At 46.8% G+C, this 20,602-nt stretch carries 15 protein-coding genes; 3 read left to right on the forward strand and 12 right to left on the reverse strand.

The window, feature by feature from the left end:
• Positions 1-3: 3 nt before the first annotated feature.
• From iolB to thiM, 8 genes are all read right to left on the reverse strand, one after another.
• Positions 4-828, reverse strand: coding sequence for a 5-deoxy-glucuronate isomerase (iolB, locus tag NV381_RS19165; protein WP_258214884.1), 825 nt, complete (start codon positions 826-828; stop codon positions 4-6).
• A gap of 25 nt (positions 829-853) precedes the next feature.
• Positions 854-1,864 carry an inositol 2-dehydrogenase gene (iolG, locus tag NV381_RS19170; protein ID WP_258214885.1) on the reverse strand — a complete coding sequence of 337 codons (1,011 nt, stop codon included), beginning with the start codon at positions 1,862-1,864 and terminating at the stop codon, positions 854-856.
• An 81-nt stretch (positions 1,865-1,945) separates the two neighbouring features.
• Positions 1,946-2,827, reverse strand: coding sequence for a myo-inosose-2 dehydratase (gene iolE, locus NV381_RS19175; RefSeq protein ID WP_258214886.1), 882 nt, complete (start codon positions 2,825-2,827; stop codon positions 1,946-1,948).
• Between the two features lie 48 nt (positions 2,828-2,875).
• Positions 2,876-4,738: a 3D-(3,5/4)-trihydroxycyclohexane-1,2-dione acylhydrolase (decyclizing) gene (gene iolD, locus NV381_RS19180; RefSeq protein WP_258214887.1), complete on the reverse strand. Its 1,863-nt coding sequence runs from the start codon at positions 4,736-4,738 to the stop codon at positions 2,876-2,878.
• Between the two features lie 1,695 nt (positions 4,739-6,433).
• Positions 6,434-7,441: a LacI family DNA-binding transcriptional regulator gene (locus NV381_RS19185; protein WP_258214888.1), complete on the reverse strand. Its 1,008-nt coding sequence runs from the start codon at positions 7,439-7,441 to the stop codon at positions 6,434-6,436.
• A 36-nt stretch (positions 7,442-7,477) separates the two neighbouring features.
• The gene (locus NV381_RS19190; RefSeq protein WP_258214889.1) at positions 7,478-8,161 is read right to left on the reverse strand and encodes an MgtC/SapB family protein; all 684 of its coding nucleotides are present in this window, start codon (positions 8,159-8,161) and stop codon (positions 7,478-7,480) included.
• Positions 8,162-8,366: 205 nt separating this feature from the next.
• Positions 8,367-9,350: an aldo/keto reductase gene (locus NV381_RS19195; protein ID WP_258214890.1), complete on the reverse strand. Its 984-nt coding sequence runs from the start codon at positions 9,348-9,350 to the stop codon at positions 8,367-8,369.
• 130 nt (positions 9,351-9,480) lie between these two features.
• The gene (thiM, locus tag NV381_RS19200; protein ID WP_258214891.1) at positions 9,481-10,290 is read right to left on the reverse strand and encodes a hydroxyethylthiazole kinase; all 810 of its coding nucleotides are present in this window, start codon (positions 10,288-10,290) and stop codon (positions 9,481-9,483) included.
• A gap of 280 nt (positions 10,291-10,570) precedes the next feature.
• Here thiM and NV381_RS19205 point away from each other — a divergent pair, with 280 nt between their 5' ends.
• The 3 genes from NV381_RS19205 (at position 10,571) to NV381_RS19215 (ending at position 14,022) form a co-directional block, all read left to right on the forward strand.
• Positions 10,571-11,932: an LLM class flavin-dependent oxidoreductase gene (locus NV381_RS19205; protein ID WP_258214892.1), complete on the forward strand. Its 1,362-nt coding sequence runs from the start codon at positions 10,571-10,573 to the stop codon at positions 11,930-11,932.
• A 67-nt stretch (positions 11,933-11,999) separates the two neighbouring features.
• Positions 12,000-13,046: an aliphatic sulfonate ABC transporter substrate-binding protein gene (locus tag NV381_RS19210; protein WP_258214893.1), complete on the forward strand. Its 1,047-nt coding sequence runs from the start codon at positions 12,000-12,002 to the stop codon at positions 13,044-13,046.
• Between the two features lie 160 nt (positions 13,047-13,206).
• The gene (locus tag NV381_RS19215; protein ID WP_258214894.1) at positions 13,207-14,022 is read left to right on the forward strand and encodes a DUF2935 domain-containing protein; all 816 of its coding nucleotides are present in this window, start codon (positions 13,207-13,209) and stop codon (positions 14,020-14,022) included.
• Positions 14,023-14,352: 330 nt separating this feature from the next.
• Here the strand turns inward: NV381_RS19215 and NV381_RS19220 are convergent, their stop codons facing one another.
• The 4 genes from NV381_RS19220 to allC form a co-directional block, all read right to left on the reverse strand.
• Positions 14,353-16,080, reverse strand: a complete 1,728-nt coding sequence (locus NV381_RS19220) for a DUF4091 domain-containing protein (protein WP_258214895.1) — start codon at positions 16,078-16,080, stop codon at positions 14,353-14,355.
• A gap of 290 nt (positions 16,081-16,370) precedes the next feature.
• Positions 16,371-17,966, reverse strand: a complete 1,596-nt coding sequence (ggt, locus tag NV381_RS19225) for a gamma-glutamyltransferase (protein ID WP_258214896.1) — start codon at positions 17,964-17,966, stop codon at positions 16,371-16,373.
• Positions 17,963-19,198, reverse strand: a complete 1,236-nt coding sequence (locus NV381_RS19230) for a pyridoxal-phosphate-dependent aminotransferase family protein (RefSeq protein ID WP_258214897.1) — start codon at positions 19,196-19,198, stop codon at positions 17,963-17,965. Before NV381_RS19230 ends, ggt begins: the two co-directional genes overlap by 4 nt.
• Positions 19,199-19,285: 87 nt before the next feature.
• Positions 19,286-20,560: an allantoate deiminase gene (allC, locus tag NV381_RS19235; RefSeq protein ID WP_258214898.1), complete on the reverse strand. Its 1,275-nt coding sequence runs from the start codon at positions 20,558-20,560 to the stop codon at positions 19,286-19,288.
• Between the last annotated feature and the right edge of the window lie 42 nt (positions 20,561-20,602).

Genomic DNA, 20,602 nt, shown 5'->3' on the forward strand with positions numbered 1-20,602 from the left:
TAGTTACTTCTTCCACTGCTTCATAATCCACTCATGATCCGGATCGTTATGAAACTTCCAGGTACGGATCGGTCCGGCCATGACATTCAAGTAATATACATCATATCCGGGCGGAGCTGAGACGGGATGGTAGCCCTTCGGAACGAGCACCGTATCACCGTTACTTAAAATCAATGTTTCATCCAACGAACGATCATCCGTATAAACACGCTGGATGGCAAAACCATGCTCAGGCTGTATTTTATGATAGTAGGTTTCCTCCAGATAGGATTCCTCTGGTAAATTGTTCTCATCATGCTTATGCGGTGGGTAGCTGGACCAGTGGCCATTCGGCGTGAACACCTCAACTACCAGCAGGCTTTCTGCGGGCTTATTTTCAGGCAAAATTTGATGTATTCTCCGCTCCGTATTGCCTTGCCCACGAATCTCAACCTCGATATCTTCAGGGGCAATTAGCCGTGCTTCGAGCTCGCCTTTGGCCGGTGCGCTGCATATTGCCAGCTCCACAGCCGTCACTGCTTCAAGCTCAAGCTCAACACCTGGGGGAACATAAACGCTATAGGGCTGCTTTTGCTCAAACACGCTCATCCGGTCACCGATTTCATTCCAGCTTTTTCCGCCTGCCGCTGCGTTTGCTTTTCCACTCAGAAGCACCGCGCACAGTTCAGTTGAATCTCCTGCTTGCCTTTTAAACGATTGCCCAGGTGTTAGCTTGAACACTTCAAAACCAACATAAGTCCATCCCGCGGAAGCTGGAGTCACGGTTACTATATTGCCGTTAGCTTCCGGCTCTGGCGCGCTTGATACGATCAGTTCGGATTTTGCCATGGTTGACTATTCCTCCTTGTACTTCCTAGATTTCTTCCAGTTTAACCGGTCTGCCTTCCAATAGAGAACGTTTCGCCGCCGCGGCAATACGTTCAGCTTGCAATGCATCGTTGCCGTCAACCGGCACCCTCGTACCATTCACTATGGCGTGAAGAAATGCCAAAGTTTCCTCTGCATACGCTTGCTCATACCGTTCCAGGAAAAAGTATTTCGGATTGTCACGATATACGGCATCCTTCGTGCTGATTTCTGCCGTATTCGGATGATCATTAGCTATTTGAATGCAGCCCTTCGAACCAAATACTTCTACCCGCTGGTCATAGCCATAGACCGCTTGACGGCTGTTATCAATTACACCCAACGCTCCGTTAGCAAATTTCAACGTTGTTATCGCCGTATCGATATCACCAAGCTCCCCGATCACAGGATCGACCAGAACCGCCCCCTGAGCATATACCTCTTCAACCTCACTGTTCGCTACAAAACGCGCCATATCAAAGTCATGGATGGCCATATCCATAAATAGCCCGCCAGATACTTTGATATAGTCTGCCGGAGGCGGAGCCGGATCACGCGAAGTAATTTTGATCAGATGAGGATCTCCGATCTGACCTTCGAGTACGCAATCACGGACCCGCTTGAAGTTATGGTCGAATCGTCTGTTAAAGCCGGTTTGCAGCAATACGCCATGCTCTTTAACCGTCTCCAAAGCTTGCTGAGTTTGTAAATAATCCATGCTGATCGGTTTTTCGCAGAAAATATGCTTGCCTGCCTTTGCCGCTTCTTCTATTAAAGGAACATGGGTATGTGTTGAGGAACAAATGTAAACCGCTTGAACTTCCGGATCCTGCAATACATCACGATAATCCGCGGAAACATGGGGTATGCCTAGCTCAGCAGCCCACTCCTTAAGAGAGTCCGAAATCATCACATCCGAAACAATGTGCAGCTCAGCCTGCGGATGACGGGCGATATGCCCCGCGTGCAGCTTCCCAATTCGGCCAACGCCGATAATGCCAATTTTTATTTTTGTCATAAGTGCTGAACCTCTTTCAAAATAAAGATGGAATTCATTAAAAGTAAACGTACAAAAAGTTAATTTAATTGAACATTCCGCTTAAGCAGGAGTGATCTCTGCAATATATTGTTTAGCTATACGCGCATACTCTACAGGCTCTGCGATAGCAGGATCCTGCTCGGCCTCAATAGTGACCCAGCCTTCATAGCCGCGTTTGGCCAATTCTTCATAGATCGGAGCGAAGTCGATAACCCCGTCACCTGGCACGGTAAATATTCCTTTGCGTACTGCCTCACGGAAACGAACACCCTCAGCCTGCTTCCATTCAAGCACATCCTTACGGACATCCTTTAGGTGAATATAGGGAATTCGATCGTAATAGGTCTGTAAAATCTCGAGCGGATCGCTCCCTCCAAAATAGGCATGACCCGTATCGTACAGCATATGAACCAAATCAGGGTCGGTAGAATCCATCAATCGTTTGATCTCTTCCCCGCTCTCTACAACGGTTTCCCCATGGTAATGGTAGACCAGCTTCATTCCCAGCTGCTTGCAGTAACGGCCCGCCTCATGAAGTCCTTCCACCATATTGCTCCATTGTTCATCCGTCAGAGGTTCGATGTGAACGCTGTTCTTGTTTAAATCTTCAAATGCATTGCCGGTTTCGCAGGTAACGACATGCTTGCAGCCCATCTCATGCAAAAAATCAGCATGCTCACGAAACGCTTGCAATTCTTCAGCGTGCCGGGACTTGTCGCTAAAGTGCACCGATTTCCATTGCGACGTTAGCTCCATTCCATAGCTGTCCAGCAGTTTTTTCAAAGCCTCGGTGTCACGCGGGAACTTGCGGCAAAACTCCGTTCCAACAAAGCCCAGCTCGGACATTTGGGACAAAACCTGCTCTGCCGTGTAATGATCTCCAAGCGCCATAATATCTTCATTCACCCAATTGATAGCGGATATGCCGTACTTGATTTTCATTGATTGGCCTCCTATTATCCATTCATAAGTTAACTTGCAGCTATTTGTTTACCATGCTTTGGCTGTTTCTTTCTTCCGCTTCATGCTCTCGTGCGCTGCCTGGACGCTATCCGATTCTGAAACCTCGGCCACTCCAACATGCCACCATGACTCATACCCATCCGTATTGGTTCCGGGAAGCACCTTGATGTCTATTAAGGTCGTTCCTGCCTCCGCTTTGGCGCTGGCAAGCGCTTCGCGCAGTTCTTCCACAGTGCGTGCAGAGTAGGATGCAGCCCCTAAGCTGCGGGCATGAGCGGCAAAATCAATCTTCATATAATCACCGTTCAATTGAGATGACTCTGCACTGCGGCCACGGAATTCATTACCGAAGCTTCCTCCGCCTTGTCCTCTTTGCAAGTTGTGAATACATTGAAAGCCATGATTATCAAAGAGCAGGATAGTAATTTTGCGACCTTCCTGCACACTCGTAACAAGCTCGGAATGCAGCATTAAGTAGCTTCCATCTCCAACCATCGCGTACACCTCACCAGCCGGTTCAGCCAGCTTCACGCCAAACGCGCCGGAAACCTCGTAACCCATGCACGAAAAACCGTATTCCATATGGTATGTCTTCGGCTGAGTCGTTCTCCATACACGGTGAAGATCCCCTGGCAAGCTGCCTGCTGCACATACAATTACATCCTGAGGACTGATGAATCCATTAATTTCACCTAACACACGAGTTTGTGCAAGCCCTTGCTCGATGTCGATATTGTACAAACGTTCTACTTCGGCATCCCATTGCGATTTTAGCCCTGAGAGCATTTCAGCTTCGTAAGAAGCATGATAATTACGCTGTGCCAGCTCTTGCAATAACGCTTGCAATCCAGCCTGTGCATCAGCCACTATAGCTGCACCTTCCAGCTTGAAAGCATCCATCGGGCTCACATTGATATGTACTACCGCTGCCTCTGGATGAAAGGCCGATTTGGAAGCCGTTGAGAAATCCGCGAGCCGTGTACCAACGCATAGCAATAAGTCTGCTTCCGCTGCCAGTCGGTTCGCTCCTAGCGTACCGGTTACTCCAACACCGCCAAAGGACAATGGATGCTCCCAAGAAATCGCACTTTTGCCGGCTTGAGTCTCTACTACAGGAATGCCGAACTGCTCCGCGAATCGCACAACCTCTTCAGTTGCCAGAGAATAGTGAACGCCTCCACCACATAGCAGTACGGGACGCTTTTTGGTAGAAATAATAGCTGCAGCCCGTTCGATGGAAGCGGTCGCTGCTGGTTTACGGTCAATGCGATGTACGCGCTTACTAAAGAACTCGGCTGGGTAATCGTAAGCCTCGCACTGCACATCCTGCGGAAGAGACAAGGTTACTGCCCCCGTATCGGCAGGGTCTGTCAACACACGCATGGCTTGCATCACAGATGACATAAGCTGCTCGGGTCTTACTATCCGATCCCAGAATTTACTTACCGGCTTGAAAGCATCGTTAGCTGTCACTGTATAATCGAGAGGATATTCGATTTGCTGCAGTACCGGGTCAGGCTGGCGACTAGCAAACGTATCGCCTGGAAGCAATAGCAATGGAATCCGGTTTACCGTTGCAGTCCCTGCTGCCGTTACCATGTTCAAAGCTCCAGGGCCTATGGATGAGGTGCATGCGAACATTTCGAGCCTGTTTTTTTGCTTGGCGAAAGCCATAGCTGCATTGGCCATTCCTTGCTCATTTTTCCCTTGAATAAATAAAATTTCATTCTTGTACTGCTCCAGCGCTTGCCCTATGCCTGTCACGTTGCCATGACCGAAAATACCCATAACACCCTTAAAGCATTTGTATTCCTGTCCATCAAATTCAACATATTGATTATTCAAAAACTTTAACAGTGCCTGTGCCATTGTTAAACGGATTGTTGCCATTTTCTCACTCCTGTCATAACTTGATTAGTTATTTATATTGGTACAAAAAGTGATAAATTACGTCAAAGGAAAGAAGCTGGTTAAGCGCTTTCCCTTATGAGGAAATTATAGCATACTCAGTAGTATTCGTGTCAATTAAATATTTTCACTTTTAAGCTTATTTGATCGTCATTCCGGTATTCCTTGCCCTATTTCCCATTGTTGTATATTCCCTATGTACCTTCAAAGCTAAAGCGGTGGCATGCCTTCATCCCCTTTAGCGCAGCGAATTGCAAATCACTCGCTTAGACGGAAATAGGGTGCGCTATTTTATTGTTTTAACGGTATTATTCAAGTGAAACGGAACTAGGATCTCTTATTTGTTAATAAATAGGGCATTTCAGGCTATTTAAGTCGGAATAACGCATCGTAGTTCCCCGATATCATGAAATTGGATCGATTTTCAGACAATAGAGCATCGACGTTCCGTTAGTCAGCGGCATTCATGTCAGATGGATCCGAAGACAAAGCCTATGATGGATGAAAATGTTCATCATCATGCTCCCACCCCCGCAAAAGAGAGACTTCCCCTTTACCGTATATAGAGTCGACATTCGCCCGCGAAGACCCGTATGCTCATCGAAATCTATTTGGTTTCTTACGTTGGAGTCCATATCTCTACCTTACCCAAAATTGAAATAAGGGGTGAGCTTAGCTCACCCCAAAGCATATAAATTTTCTGACAAGAAAAATGCCTTACGGCGTCCTTGGTGTACGATCTACGTTTGTGCACTTTGGGAAGTATGGATGTGGGACTCCGGCCGCTATTGAAGTTGTGTTCCTTTGAATGGAAGTCTTGCGGGAGGAACACGAGCTTCAAAGGTAGGTTGCATACTCAAACAGTCACCGGAGGTTACGACCAGGGCGGATGCTTACGCTCCTCCACCATTCCCTCTTTTGCTCTACTCCGTGCTATGGGCCGCTTCCTTACTCCCATAAGCTGGTCTTCGAGCCGTTATTGATAGCCATGAACTCCTATGTAATGTTCGATGTACGTACAGTTAGCTTCATTATACTTTTAGCGAAGAGATTCACCTACACATAACCTTAAACAACACGATAGTACTGCTCCTCGCGGAAGTGAAGGGCAATGCGGAAGTAATTGTTCCTTTATCACCTGAGAAGTCCAAAAATCAGAGTGATAAGGGAACAGCCAGTTCCGTTATTGCTCTGTTTTGTGCATAAATGCTCCAATTTGGCCAATATAACGGAATTCCCGCTTCCGCTATTGCCCCAGATTGGAGGTGGCAGATGGAATAACGGAACTTTCAGTTCCGTACAAAATCCTCCTGGGCTCATCGCCGCTATCCCTATAAAAGTCCCCCTTGATCATGGGGGGCATTAAAGATCTTAAGCTCTAAGGTAGCTCTATGGTAGCTCTAATCTGAGCATAGTAGGCAGGTTACTCGCTCATTCTTCATTCCTTCGAAAAGCTTTCTTAGCGAAATTCTTTCATTGAGGAGACATTGCAACCTTATAGGCAGCTTGACTTGCGAGATAAATAGAGTACCCTCAGCAAACTTAGAAAGGGGACCTCACTTTAGTGCTGTAAAACACTTGAACTTTCATCAATTAGTTGTGCCTAGCTTGGCTAAGCGCGCTAAGTCTAAAAAAAAAGCTTCTTGCCCGATTGTTAACCGGTACAAGAAGCGCTTGCTAAGGCTCGATAGCCGCAGAGGATTGTCTTATTATCAGCTCGGGTAGCAGCACCGCCCGCTGCTTGATTGATTTCTCGTTGCGTATTTCCTGAATAAGCAGATCGACGGCTTGCCTTCCGATCTCCTGTATCGGTTGGGCAACTGTTGTGAGGGAAGGATCAATCATCGTAGCCAAGATCGTATTGTCAAACCCAACCACCGATAAATGATCAGGCACCTTAAGCCCCTGCTCTCGCGCAGCCTGAATGCTTGCAATAGCCAATAGATCATTGCAGGCGAACAGTGCCGTTGGCGGCTCGGAGCCGTTCAACAAGGATGTAGCCGCTGTTCTCCCGCTGTCCAGGGTAAAGCCTCCAACCTGAACCAGACTATCATCAATGGCAACACCATGATCACGCATGGCTTGGAGACAGCCCCTGATGCGCTCTTGATTGCTGATATGATCCAAATCTTCAGCCAATATGGCAATGCGTCGATGCCCTAATTCCACCAAATGCGATCCAGCCTGATAGCCACCGAGGTAATCGTCTACCATAACTGTATCTAAGGCAAGTGCTGGCATCTCACCGGCTATTAAAACTATCGGCACCTTTTTTTGAACCAGCTGTTTTAAGAAAAGCTCTTTAGAGGTGCGGGTAGCTACGATAATGCCATCCACTCTTTTTTGAGTAAGTAAAGAAAAATACCTGTCTTCCTTCTCCGGATCATTGTCCGTGCTGCAAATAAACAAATTAAATCCGTGTTCATGGCCGCGGTCTTCAACAGCCCGGGCTATTTCCGCAAAGTACGGATTGGCCAGATCAGGAATAGTAAGTCCTATTGTGTATGTGCTTTTCCCTGTTAATGCGGAAGCAACCATACTTGGTTTATACTGCAGCCGATCCATAACGGCAACAACATGCTTGCGAGTTTTATCACTAATACGCCCTGTTCCGTTAATTACTTTGGATACTGTCGCAATCGAGACCCCGGCGGCATCAGCTACATCATATATGGTACGTTTCATAACAAGCTTGGGGCTCCTTTCTGTTGTCCTGCTGACTTAAGCACTAATATTTTCCACTTCTACGGTTAAAACATGCTGCAGATGTCTTATTTTATGATAAATCTCGGTAATTGGAATTTTACTTGATGCTGAGATAATCAACTCAATTTGCTGATGATTATCAGCCACATCTTTAACCTTACTGTGTTTCACCCGCATCGAATCGCTTTGAAGCTGTTCAATAAGCGCTGTCATCCCATCGATATGCTCCACTACTACATTAAGAGAAAGGTCACGCTCATTCAATTTATTCGGACCAAACAGCTTAATAAACATGGGGAACAAATTGACAGCTACAATAATCAGAATCACCGCGATCGAAGCTTCAAAATAAAACCCAGCTCCCGATGCGATACCAAGCGCTGATGCAGCCCAAACCATGGCAGCGGTTGTCAATCCTGAGATCACATCGTTCTGCCTTCTTAATATAACACCAGCCCCGATAAAACCGACTCCACTTACGATTTGGGCAGCAAGCCGCAGCGGATCCATATTGTTTTGCCCGGAGATTGCGTATTTGTGCGCCGCTTCAATCGACACAATGGTAATCAAGCAGCTCGCTACTGAAATAACCATGCTCGTTTTCATTCCTAAAGGCTTATGCTTCAACTGACGGTCTATACCGATCAGAAATCCCAGAAACAGCGACATACATAATTTAAAAACAACATCATACATCATTTACTGCAACACCTCTTCTCTCTCATCCCATGTAAAGCGCTTAAACTCAAGTTCTTTTTTTTGCTTAGTATAGAGGATAGCACCCCACTTAGCAATCCCTTTATGCAACAATGTTAGATTTGTTAACCTAGAAAAAATAAGAGGCTGTCCCTTTTGAGACAGCCCCATACTCAGCCTTACTTTAAAAACTGACGAACCAAGCCAATTAATAAGAGCCACGGATATTGGCGTGCACTTCTTGTTCATAAAATGCCCGCAGCCTCTCATGTTCTGTAGAGCTAAAGGATGCTGTGTCCAGCACTCCCAAATTGTCCTCAATCTGAGCAACATTCTTAAACCCAGGAATAACACATGTAATATTCGGGTTATCCAAAATCCAACGCAAGGCAGCCCGCGTCATGTTTCCTTTGCCCTCTGCAATCCAGGAAAGCTCGCGGCTCAAAGCAACGCCTTTCTTGAATGGTAGACCGGCAAACGTTTCTCCAACATTAAAGCTGTCACCATTTTGGTTATAATTACGATGGTCTTCTTCCTCAAACACCGCGTCTTCCTTGAATTTCCCTGTTAACAAACCGCTGGCTAAAGGCAGCCGAACCAATATTCCAACACCCTTCTCTTTGGCTTTCGGGAATAACTCCTCTTGCGGCTTTTGTCTGAAAATGTTATAGATAACCTGCAGCGCCTTCACATTAGGAGACTCCAGGCATACTAAGCCTTCCTCCACGCTTTCCACGCTAACGCCGTAATGCCTGATTTTACCTTCCTCTTGCAGCTTATCAAGCACACTGAACACGGATCCGTCACGTAAAATTTCAATCGGTGGGCAATGGATTTGATACAAATCAATACGCTCGCGCTGCAGCCGCTTTAAGCTTTGCTCACAGAAAGCTCTTACTGATTTTTCCGTATATAGGGCGGGATCATGAATATCGCCGGCACGGCAAAATTTTGTTGCAATATGAATATTGTCTTCTTTTCCTTTAGTTGCCTTTGCCAGCAGCTCTTCACTATGACCGCTCCCATACACATCTGCTGTATCAAAAAAGTTGACGCCCGCCTCCATTGCACGCTCCAAAGCACGCAACGATTCGTTGTCATCTACCTTTCCCCATGAACCTCCGATGGCCCAAGTGCCGAAGCTAACCTCGCTGACCGATAGCTCTGTCGAGCCCAATTGTCTGTATTTCATATATGGCTCCTCCTTATATTCAAGTCACAAGCTTATTACTGACTACTTTGCTCATTATACATGGTAGATAAAGAAGTCAAAATAACGCAATAATAGTTGACTTACTTACTTCAGAGTAAGTGACCCTCTATTAATCAGCTTTGCTGACGGAAGCAAGACGCAGCAAAGCATCGCCGCTCACTTTGGATAACTGATTAATGAATTCGATTTGGAAGCTGCCCGGTCCTTCATGCCCCTTCTTATCAGCAGCCACTTGGGCTGAGACACCATAATAAGCAAGTGCAGCCGTTGCAGCCAGAAGCTTGTCCTGCTCGACCGCGGCAAACGCACCGATTACAGAAGTGAGAAGACATCCTGTACCCGTCACTCTTGTAAGAAGCGCATCTCCATTGTTTACCAAATAGGTTGTAGAACCATCTGTAATAACATCGGTTTTACCTGTGACAACAGCCAGGCAGCCCAACTGGAGCGCAGCTTTTTGCGCCAGCTCCATTACATTTCCAGTGCCTTCGCCTGCATCTACCCCTTTGATTTTCCATTGCTCACCAACCACATTTGCAATTTCAGCAGCATTTCCGCGTATAACCGACACTTTCACTTCTTTCAAAATTTTTCTGGCTGTATCGGTTCTATAACGGGTTGCTCCCGCACCTACAGGGTCCAAAATAACAGGAACACCATGCTCATTGGCTGATTGGCCTGCGATGATCATAGCTTCTACTTCCGTTTCGTTCAAGGTTCCAATATTTAATACAAGTGCGCCCGCAATAGCGGCCATATCAGCAACCTCTTCCTTGGCATAAGCCATTACAGGCGATGCTCCGAGTGCAAGTAGTCCGTTAGCGGTAAAGTTCGTAACGACCACATTCGTTATGTTATGAACAAGGGGACTAACACTTCTAACCCGATTTAAGCAGTCAATAATTTGGTTAATTTCCACAATCATTCTCTCCTTTTGTCCTCTGCCGAATTCACTCTTATAGCAACTCGAGCATTGAACACTATTATAATTAAAAAGTGTACCACAATATGGAGCATCTTGATAAATACGAAATAAAATTTAACCCACATTTCCTACTTGAATTATCGGATTTAATATGTTACCATTTCACTATCCATTACACATAATGAAGCCAATTGGACCGCCAAAGGCTCCCCAGCTGTCAGATTTTCTGATCAAGCTTCCGGGGGCCTATTTTAATTCAGGGGTGAAATCGATCATGAGTAAATCTGACCGCAAGCTTCATCTTAATCTATTCATGAACAGTATGGGTCATCATGAAGCCGCATGGCGTCATCCCCATTCTGATGCTAATCTGGTTATTGATTTCTCACATTTTCAAAAACTCGCTCAAAAAGCCGAACGCGCAAAACTGGATTCGCTCTTTTTTGCCGATAGACTGTCAACAAGTTTAACCGCAGCAAAATACGGGGCAGTGGGCGGTCTTGAGCCTCTGACACTGCTAGCTGCTCTGGCAGTGGTGACTGAGCGGATCGGCCTGATCGCTACGTTATCAACCAGCTTTAACGAGCCTTTCAACATCGCACGACGTTTCGCTTCACTCGATCATCTTAGTGGAGGCAGGGCAGGATGGAATATAATCACCTCCGGTACCGACGGCGAAGCCCGTAATTTCAACTACGAGCATATCCCGGAGCATAGCAATCGATACGAGAGAGCCCATGAATTCGTTGATGTCGCTATCAAGCTATGGGACAGCTGGGAAGAGGATGCCCTCATCCGAGATAAGAATGCCGGCATTTATGCTGATAGCAGCAAGGTGCATGAACTAAACCATAAAGGTACTTTCTACTCGGTCAAAGGACCGCTCAATGTTACCCGCTCCCCTCAAGGTCGACCTGTTCTCGTGCAGGCAGGTTCTTCTGAGAATGGAAAAGAGTTCGCCGCTCAATATGCCGAAGCCATATTCACTGCACAGCAAACCTTTGAGGATGCCCGCGCCTTCTATGCCGACCTTAAATCGAAGCTTGCCCGGTACGGAAGATCTCCCGAGCATGTCAAAATTTTGCCGGGCATCTGCCCAATCATTGGGCAAACCGAGGCTGAGGCTAAGGAAAAAGAAGCTGAGCTCCACGAGCTGACGAATCCTGAGTACAGTCTGCAGCAGCTTTCCAACCGGATAGGCTTTGATTTATCCTCCTATCCATTGGATGGACCGCTTCCTGAATTACCGGATACCGAGCAGATCAACGGTCACCAAAGTCGAACCCAATTAATCAGGGAGCTAGCCCAAAGGGAACAATTGACGATTCGCCAGCTGCTGCTCCGTCTTGCCGGCGGTCGCGGTCACTACACGATTGCAGGCACCCCTAAGCAAATTGCCGATCAGCTGGAAGCATGGTTTGTGGGGGGAGCTGCTGACGGATTTAACATCATGCCTCAGCTAATGAACGGCGGCTTGGACGATTTTCTGGACTATATTGTCCCTGAGCTGCAGCGCAGAGGCTTATTCCGGACCGAATACAGCGGACGGACATTGCGTGATCACTATGGTCTTCCTTATCCCACAAACATTTATAGCCAAGAAAGCAAGCAGCACAAAGTAAACCACATCGTTTGAATTAGCAAGAAATTTAGTTAGGCAATTTAGTTAGGAAACAACCATTAAGAAAAGGGGATTGTAACTTATGAACAAGAAAAAATGGACCATTTCATCGCTTGCACTTATTACGGCATTATCATTTATCGTACTTACGGCTTGCGGAAAAACGGAGGCAACAGGTGCAGGGGCAAAAAGCCAAGCAGCGGGAAGCGATAAGCCCAAGGAAAAGGTTGTCGTGAATATCGGCGTTCAAGGTAAAACAGGTATTTTTCCATACGCTCGTGAAAAAGGATATTTCGAAAAAGCTTTTGCCAAAGTCGGTGCCGAGGTCAAATGGAGCGAATTTGCCAGCGGTCCTCCGCATTTTGAAGCTTTAACGGCAGGCAGGCTGGATTTTGGAGCCGTAGGCGGGACACCGGTTGTCTCCGGACAAACTGGGGACGTTGATTTCAAGGCGATTGCGGTAACAGCAGACGGTAAGAAAGGCAACTTTATTGTCGTGCCGAAGAATAGTCCAATCAAGGACCTCAAGGATTTGAAGGGGAAAAAAGTAGGGGTGGCTAAAGGCAGCAGCGCCTATAACTTTCTCTACATGGCCATTGATAAAGGAGGGCTAAAGGGCGATGATATTAAAGCCATTCAGCTCCAGCCTGACGAAGCAAGACCTGCATTAGACAGCGGGGCTCTGGATGCTTGGTCGATCTGGGAACCGTATGCCGCAACGGCTGTTTTCCAGACAGGGGCCAAAATATTGGTTAGCGGACAAGACTTGAATATTAATGCGCCCAGCTTTATCGTTGCTAGAACTAAATTTACACAGGAGCATCCCGATCTGACTGTGGCATTTCTGAAAGCCTACGAGGAAGCGCGTACTTATTACGTTGGACATTTGGATGAAGTAACCGATGATTTGGTCAAATCGCAAAAGCTGGACAAAGAAATTATTAGCACTGTTTTGAAAAATTCCGAGCCAATCCTTTCTCCAATAACACCTGAGTTTGCCAAAGCGCATCAAGAACAGGCAGACTTCCTTTTCTCAGTTGGAGCCATTAACAAGAAGCTGGACACATCTAAAGTGATGGAGAGCAAATTCGTGGAGCAGGCCTTAAAGGAAATCAAAGAGAAGAAGTAACCAGAGAGAAGCATTTAGAAAATAGAGAATATCTAAAAGAGGAATATGATTTGAGATGAAATGAAAGATGAGGGGAATGGTTCCCTCGTCTTTTTGTTCGTATAACTAATAAATAGCCAGCATACGGTATTAAAAACGTAACTAATTGGAGGTTATACATGTGCCGGATGCATTTGTAATACGGTCTATTGATGAAATACGTTTTTGGTCCCGCATAATGAAGGAGCATTCGCTCTTTCTAAGATTAGGCTTTCGCTGTGAAGATACACAACTTATTAATGAAGCCAATTATTTTTATAAATTGTTCGAAGGGATTGAGCAGCGTTCTCACGCCTTTGGTGTGGATACAGATCCTACAACTATTCAAAAATTCAACATCGAAGTTCACACGGCCGCATCTCATATTTGGGCTTTTAAAAGAAAAATATTAGGACTTATATTAACCTGTCAGCTTCCCGGACAAAATAACTTTCCCTTATTAGTAGATCATACAAGCCGAGAAGCGAATTATTTCAGGAATCGATTGGTGGAGCTTAACCAAGGGAAATTGGAGCCCTTGCAGGATGCTATTATTGATGAAAATGTGTTTTTCTTAAAAATCATGGCTGATCACGCCAAATTCATTGGGCATCTTCTGGATCCTTCAGAGCGCAAGCTAGTTGACCAGGCTCGAGAATTTAGCCATGATTTTGATCAATTACTGTTCCAGGCACAGGACTTGGATTCGATGCGGCCACAATCCCAAACACAACCTCTTTTAAATCAATTTCTAGACCAAAACAGAGTTTCTGTAAAAGCATTGCGTGATTTCAAGCAAACAGCTAGAGATTTAATTAATCAATGCAAAATTAAAAGCATTATCCATCCATTATTGGCGGATCATGTCTTCCGGGAAGCGGAGCGGTTTTTAGAAATTATTGATATGTTCGAAGGAGCGCTAACAGGTACGGACAAACGAGTAAGTTCAACTCACTAAGCCCCCCATCAAAGCAAATGCGGAACGACGATGCCTTATTTGTTCCAAAAGACCCTCCATCGTAGCAACTACGGAACGACGATGCCTTATTTGTTCCAAAAGACCCTATATCGTAGCAACTACGGAACAACGATGCCTTATTTTGCTATTTGCAGCCATATAGACGCAGATATGCTGAAATAAGGTACTGTCGTTCCGCTAAGGGCACGTTTTCATACCAAAAACCACAAATAACGAATCGTCGTTCCGCCTGCCGATGGCTCCCCGTTTCCTTTTCGTCCTATCGTTGTGGACAAGTCAAGCATAGAATGAAGACGCCTCTCTTCATTTTCAATTCCCTTGTCCTGAACGGTACAGTTCATCATAATCATCCGGTTCAAAGCTATACAATTGTTGGGACGGAATTCCGGAATCCCCATGAAGATCGCTTATCTCTTGAAACCGAAATACTTTTTGCAGCGCCCTCTCGACCTGATCCCCACGTCCGGACTGCTTGAGCAGCTGCATGAATTCGTAATCGCGAATCCCGCGCTGAAGCCACTTATATCGCAATGATAAGAGGGGTTTCCCGTTTGGCCCGGGGTACACGAAATTCGTATCACCAGCAGGCCACACCGTAGGACGGCAAATTATATTTTCAAGCGGCCGGTCCGTCCATGCAGTGTAGTTCCAACGCAAAAATCCATCCAACTTCAGCTTCTCCACCATCCACGGGATTACACGCGCCTCGATAGAGGGAGATTTCAGAAATGTATTTGGCCTGGAAGGCTCACAACATACATAGTATACCAGCTTTCCGGGAATGAGCGGACGCATGCTTTGAAGATACTCATATTCCGTCACAACAGCAGAGAACAAAGGCACGTAATCCTTAATACCTGTTGCCTCTTTACGTATAAACTCGACATGGTTGATAGCCGTCTTGTACGAAAAGGCCGGGGCAGCTTCCCTCAGAATGGTCATCCTTTGCTGAAACAGCTCCCAGTCGGCAGGCTCATCGGCAACAATCCTGACGCGGTCTATCCACTCTTTCTCCACACAATGTGTTTCCAGCGCCGAAATGTAATCCTTAACCTGAGCCGCCTCCCTCATAAACCGGTAGCAGCCGCCAGCTTCATCGTAATATCGAATTCGGATTGCATCGGGATACCCCTCTACAATGGCACCATACCCGGCATCCGGGTATTGCCAGTTGTTCAATAGTCCGAATATTTCGATTTCCGAAGTGATCCCGTATTTTTCACCTAAAGCTATGTAACGGTCAAGGAATGAAAAATCATAGAAGAATGTACCATCCGATGCTCTGCGAACCGGCACGATACTATATTCAAATAAATCATGAGGCTCCCTGTCGAGGTAGGTCTGCTGGCCGTTCCAAGCAGACTCGGAGATAAGTACGGACAACGCCTTTTGTCCCAGATCAGCCAGCTTTTGCAAATATTGCTCCAGAATACCAAAATGCTCATCAGACCAATACTCCACCTGGTATTTTCGTGCAATGTTACAGTTGTGCTGCCATAAATCGAGGTAAAAGGTGTAATCCCTTGCTTCAGGAAGCTGCTCCTCATTTACAGTAACAGTAAAGGTAAGCTCCTTTTCCAGTACCTCATCCTCAAAAAGCGTATGCGAATAAAACTTGAGCTTTCCCTCATAACTTCCAGCCGGCGTATTTTCCCCCGCTTCAAATTCAAGCCAGACCTGCTGTATTTGCCGCTTGCTCACGAAGATATGACGGTCTTCCAGAAGCACGTCTGATTTCAGCGACCGGTCATCGTCTTCGATGAATCCGACAAGCTTTACCTCGGAGGTTAACGAGCCTTCCATTTCAAGCTCCATCCTTACGATTTTGAGCGGCCCCCCTTTCCAAAAAAATGAATCCTTACTAACCGCCAGCACAAAATCTTCAACATCCGAGCAAACTACTGCCTGTAGAGCTGCACTATCCCTTCTATTGCAACATAAATTCATATTATAAACGGCTGTATCCTTGCGACCTTGATCCCAGAAATTTTTTGCCCAAGTATATTTGTAAAACATCGACTGCAAACCGAAGTGCATAGTTATCCCCCCAGCTTTTGGAAAATTCCTCTCCTTCCTACCCTACACTTTTTCCCATATCTGTGTCTATATAAAAAAATCCCCACAAAGTGGGGTTTTGCTTCGAAGTTGATTCAGATACTTTGCGGGGAGCCCCTAACATATAAATTCTGGCCGTAAAAAAAGCCAACCCGTCATGGATTGACTTCTTTCAGCTATAATTGTGCTTGCATCGTCCCCACACACTAATCAGCCAACGCTACGATGGAGCCCGGCAACCCGCTACTTTGCAGCCGATAATCATTATTCAGTCACCATCCAATCGCCAAACCGTCTCCCCGCGGATCTGCCGCCCCGCTCAATTGGCCGTCTGGGTGAATCATAATCCCTTGGGCTTGCCCTGTTGCAGGGTCCCATGTTTCTAATACTTCGACCCTATGCCCCCACGCGCGGAGTTGATTAATCGTGGAGTCCAGCTTGCGATTTTCCATCTTCAACGTATCGCTGTCCACCCCCCAGGTCCGTCCGTACACCCAACGAGGCAATGCAATGGCTTCTTGAATGGAGCAGTTGTAATCGAGCACGCCGGTTATCAACGAAAGCTGAGTTTGCGGCTGCCCTTCACCGCCCTGAGTACCCATAAGCAGGAAGGGTTTTCCTTCACGCAAAACCATTCCTGGCATTAAAGTATGGAAGGTTCGTTTGCCCGGAGCCAGCGCATTTACATCACTCGAGTCCAATGAAAAAAAAGAACCGCGGTTTTGCATAATGACTCCCGTATCACCCGCGGTATACGCGCTTCCGAAATCATAATACAAGCTTTGAATAAAGGACACCGCATTGCCTTCATCATCGACTGCCGCCGCATAAGCTGTATCTTGGCCCATAGCCTTGGATAAGAATGCTTCTCCCTCAGGAGGGGAGAGCTGAATTTTCCGGTAAAGCGTTCTTGCATACTCTTTGGACAATAACCGATCCAATGGAATTTCATTAAAATCAGGATCTGTCAAATAGGCATCGCGGTCACTGAACGCTTTCTTAACTACTTCCGTTAATAAATGGTAAAACTCAGCAGAATGCCGGGGAATTTCGGATAATTCCGTTTGTTCCAGCATATTCAGCATCATGAGTGCCGAAAAACCTTGCGAATTAGGAGGCATCTGGACAATGGTGCTGCCACGGTAAGTGCTTGAGACCGGCTTAACCCATTCGCCGCGATGGGAACGGAAGTCATCCTCGATGAGGATTCCTCCATCCTTGCGCATGGCATCGACTATGCGCTGCATAAGTTTGCCTTTATAGAAGACTTCCCTGCCTCCATCACTAATCATTTTTAATGTATCTGCAAGCTCGGGCTGAAGAAGCTTTTCTCCTATTTGAAGCGGTACGCCATTAGGCATGAACGTGCTCCGCATTGATTCCTGTGTAATAAGAATTTCTTTATCCTTAACGATCCACCGGTGCAAATCCCGGGAAACCGGTACACCTTTCTCCGCATATGCAATGGCTGGCTCCAGCAGCTTTTCCCAGGCAAGCTTTCCGTACTCGGACCATACCTCCCACCACGCATCAACCATACCCGGGACTGTAATGGAGCTTAGTACACCGCGCTGCGGGATAGCCTTCAACCCTTTGTCCAAATAAAACCCGGGTGATATCTGACTCCCCGAACGACCGCTCCCGTTAAATCCTTTCACTTCACCGCTTTTTGCATCATAGATGAGGAAGAAGGCGTCTCCGCCCAATCCCGTCATGTGGGGATAGACGACTGCTAGTGTCGCACTGACAGCAACTGAGGCATCGAATGCATTGCCCCCCTGCTGCAAAATCGAGCAGCCGACAACGCTGGCCAAATGCTGCGGCGAAGCAACCATGCCTCGATAAGCGACAGGCATAATATTATTCATCGAGTATCCCTCCCATACACATCAAGAGCAGCTTGAACCGCTTGGCCCGCATACACTTGAAAGCCATGACGAAGCAGCACAGCTTCGAGTGCTCCAAGAGTCAGCAGAACATTTTTCTTATTGCAGCTAAAACCCATGGTTCCAATTCTCCATATTCTCCCTTTTAGAGGGCCGAACGAGCTTGCAATTTCGATTCCAAATTCCTGAAGAAGCATGCTTCTGACAGATTCACCGTCCACTCCATCCGGAATAAGTAGGCAAGCAACAACCGGGAGCTTGCAGGATGGGTCGCCGAAGAGCGCAAGTCCCATAGCTTCGATACCAGCAATTAGCGCTTGCTCATGATAGGAATGGCGAGCAAAGCGTTCTGTCAAGCCTTCCTCCAGCACAAGTCTTAGTCCCTCACGGAGTGCATACAGCATGGAGGTGGCTTCCGTATGATGATTCAGCCTTGCTGAGCTCCAATAATCCTGAAGCTGGCTCAAGTCAAAATAATTGCTCCGCACTACAGCCCCTTCTGCAAAACCAGATGCGCCAGGGTCCCGAAGTCCACGCTCAATCCTTTTGCGCTTCAGCACTTTAGCCTCCGCTCTCTCATTGTAAGTAATCGGCGCCATACCAGCCGGAACCGACAGGCACTTCTGGGTGCCGCCTATTACAGCATCAAGCATCCACTCGTCTGTTTTCACTTCTGTTCCGCCAATAGTAGCCACTGCATCAACCACAAGTAACGCATCCAGCTCCCTGCAAGCTTTTCCTATATCGGTAAGCGGTTGAATTCGGCCAGTAGAGGTTTCCCCATGCACAATTGCAACTAGATCAGGACGTATTTCCCTGATGCGTTCAATGATAGCTGCGGGCTCAAATACAAGTCCCCACTCTTGCTCCATCGTTATTACCTCAGCGCCGCATCGTTCTGAAATTTCTACCAGCAGATGGCCGAAACGTCCAAAAATCGGCACCAGTACCCGGTCTCCCGGTTCGATTAAGCTGGTAAGCACCGCTTCAATACCCGAACGCGATGTCCCATCAATAGGAAAAGCCCACCGATTATTCGTTTGAAACAATTCCTTGAGCATCTCCATAGTTTCATTCATAATATCTGTAAATTCAGGATCGAACTGTCCCAAAATAGGGAGCGACATGGCGCGCAAAACGCGCGGATCAACCTCAACCGGTCCCGGGGTCATAATTATTCGTAAGGATGGGGCTAGATCTCTGTATTTTTTCATATTCCGCTTCCCCCTACATAGTTTCGCAAAAAATACTTCATGAACATTCCGTTGTATAGTTTGTTCGAGAATGCCCCATTGGTTCTCTCACTTGTATGCTAGTGAATAGAGCAGGTCCAGCAGCACAATGATTCCTGCACCAAGATCAGCCGGTTCCGTGTATTCAGCCGGTGAATGACTAATCCCTTTATGGCTTGGAACGAACAACATAGCTGTTGGGCATATCGGTGCGAACAATTGGGCGTCATGACCCGCCCCACTGTACATCTTTTTGAAGCTTAAATTCCGGGAATTACAGCTGCTTTGAAGCAAATCCGTTAATTCCGTATTCATTAGGATAGGAGCAGCGTCCATCCATTGTTGGGCGGATAAAGTGAGGCCGCAGCTCTCTGCGATTCGTTGCAGCTTATTTATTACAGTCGTGCAAAATCCATTCAATTCCATTTCACTAGTATGCCTGACATCCAAAGTGAATTTCACACATCCAGGCACTACATTGGATGCTCCCGAAACAACCTCAAGCTTACCAACCGTAGCCACCAACGGATCACCATAGTTAAGCGCTTCATTACGAATAGCAATGATCATTTCGCTTGCTCCGCATAATGCATCACGTCTGTAGCCCATTGGAGTCGTGCCAGCATGATTAGACTCACCTGTCACCTCAAGGGTAAACCTTCGTTGTCCAACAATTCCTTGTACGATTCCAATCGATTGACGCTCCCGTTCCAATACATTGCCTTGTTCTATGTGAAGCTCTATAAATGCAGCCCAGTCGGATCGATTGCCTGGCTGGTAATGACTCAATCCAAAGCCTGCTTGATACATGGCATTAGCCAATGTCACACCTTCGCTGTCGCAAACCTCAGGAGGAGTCTGTGTTGAGAACAAACCCGTCACATTGCCCGAGCCCCAAAAGGTTAACGGGAAGCGGCTTCCTTCCTCTTCCGCGAAGGATACGACCTCGATTGTACGCAGCGGTTGACCATACTGCTCCTTCAAATACTTTACGGCCAGAACAGCCGCCACAATGCCGTAAGCCCCGTCATAACGGCCTCCACTTAGCACAGTATCGATATGGGAGCCCGTTAGTACAGCCCCTGCTGCCGCCCGACTTCCTTCCATTCGTCCAAACAGGTTTCCCGCTTCATCATAATAGGGGCTAAGTCCTGAAGCCAGCATATGATCCTGTAATGCGGATTGCGCTTCCTGCCAGACCTGACTGTACAAAAGGCGAGTAACCCCTCCATCTGGGTCACCTCCGAATTGCGCTAACCACTCCAGCATACTGGCAGCTTCCGAAGCAAACCTGCGGACGAGTTCATCCTTGGATGAGGGAGCCTGATGTATACTTTTTTCCATAGATTCCTCCATTTCCGCATTGGCATTGACGCTTGGAGCAAC

The sequence above is a fragment of the Paenibacillus radicis (ex Xue et al. 2023) genome (assembly GCF_024722015.1).
In the GTDB taxonomy this organism is placed as follows: domain Bacteria; phylum Bacillota; class Bacilli; order Paenibacillales; family NBRC-103111; genus Paenibacillus_S.

What these genes read in the sequence shown, in the direction of transcription:
- iolB (WP_258214884.1), bottom strand. Translation starts at nt 828, where the DNA reads ATGGCAAAATCCGAACTGATCGTATCAAGCGCGCCAGAGCCGGAAGCT.
- iolG (WP_258214885.1), bottom strand. Translation starts at nt 1,864, where the DNA reads ATGACAAAAATAAAAATTGGCATTATCGGCGTTGGCCGAATTGGGAAG.
- iolE (WP_258214886.1), bottom strand. Translation starts at nt 2,827, where the DNA reads ATGAAAATCAAGTACGGCATATCCGCTATCAATTGGGTGAATGAAGAT.
- iolD (WP_258214887.1), bottom strand. Translation starts at nt 4,738, where the DNA reads ATGGCAACAATCCGTTTAACAATGGCACAGGCACTGTTAAAGTTTTTG.
- NV381_RS19185 (WP_258214888.1), bottom strand. Translation starts at nt 7,441, where the DNA reads ATGAAACGTACCATATATGATGTAGCTGATGCCGCCGGGGTCTCGATT.
- NV381_RS19190 (WP_258214889.1), bottom strand. Translation starts at nt 8,161, where the DNA reads ATGATGTATGATGTTGTTTTTAAATTATGTATGTCGCTGTTTCTGGGA.
- NV381_RS19195 (WP_258214890.1), bottom strand. Translation starts at nt 9,350, where the DNA reads ATGAAATACAGACAATTGGGCTCGACAGAGCTATCGGTCAGCGAGGTT.
- NV381_RS19205 (WP_258214892.1), top strand. Translation starts at nt 10,571, where the DNA reads ATGAGTAAATCTGACCGCAAGCTTCATCTTAATCTATTCATGAACAGT.
- NV381_RS19210 (WP_258214893.1), top strand. Translation starts at nt 12,000, where the DNA reads ATGAACAAGAAAAAATGGACCATTTCATCGCTTGCACTTATTACGGCA.
- NV381_RS19220 (WP_258214895.1), bottom strand. Translation starts at nt 16,080, where the DNA reads ATGCACTTCGGTTTGCAGTCGATGTTTTACAAATATACTTGGGCAAAA.
- ggt (WP_258214896.1), bottom strand. Translation starts at nt 17,966, where the DNA reads ATGAATAATATTATGCCTGTCGCTTATCGAGGCATGGTTGCTTCGCCG.
- NV381_RS19230 (WP_258214897.1), bottom strand. Translation starts at nt 19,198, where the DNA reads ATGAAAAAATACAGAGATCTAGCCCCATCCTTACGAATAATTATGACC.
- allC (WP_258214898.1), bottom strand. Translation starts at nt 20,560, where the DNA reads ATGGAAAAAAGTATACATCAGGCTCCCTCATCCAAGGATGAACTCGTC.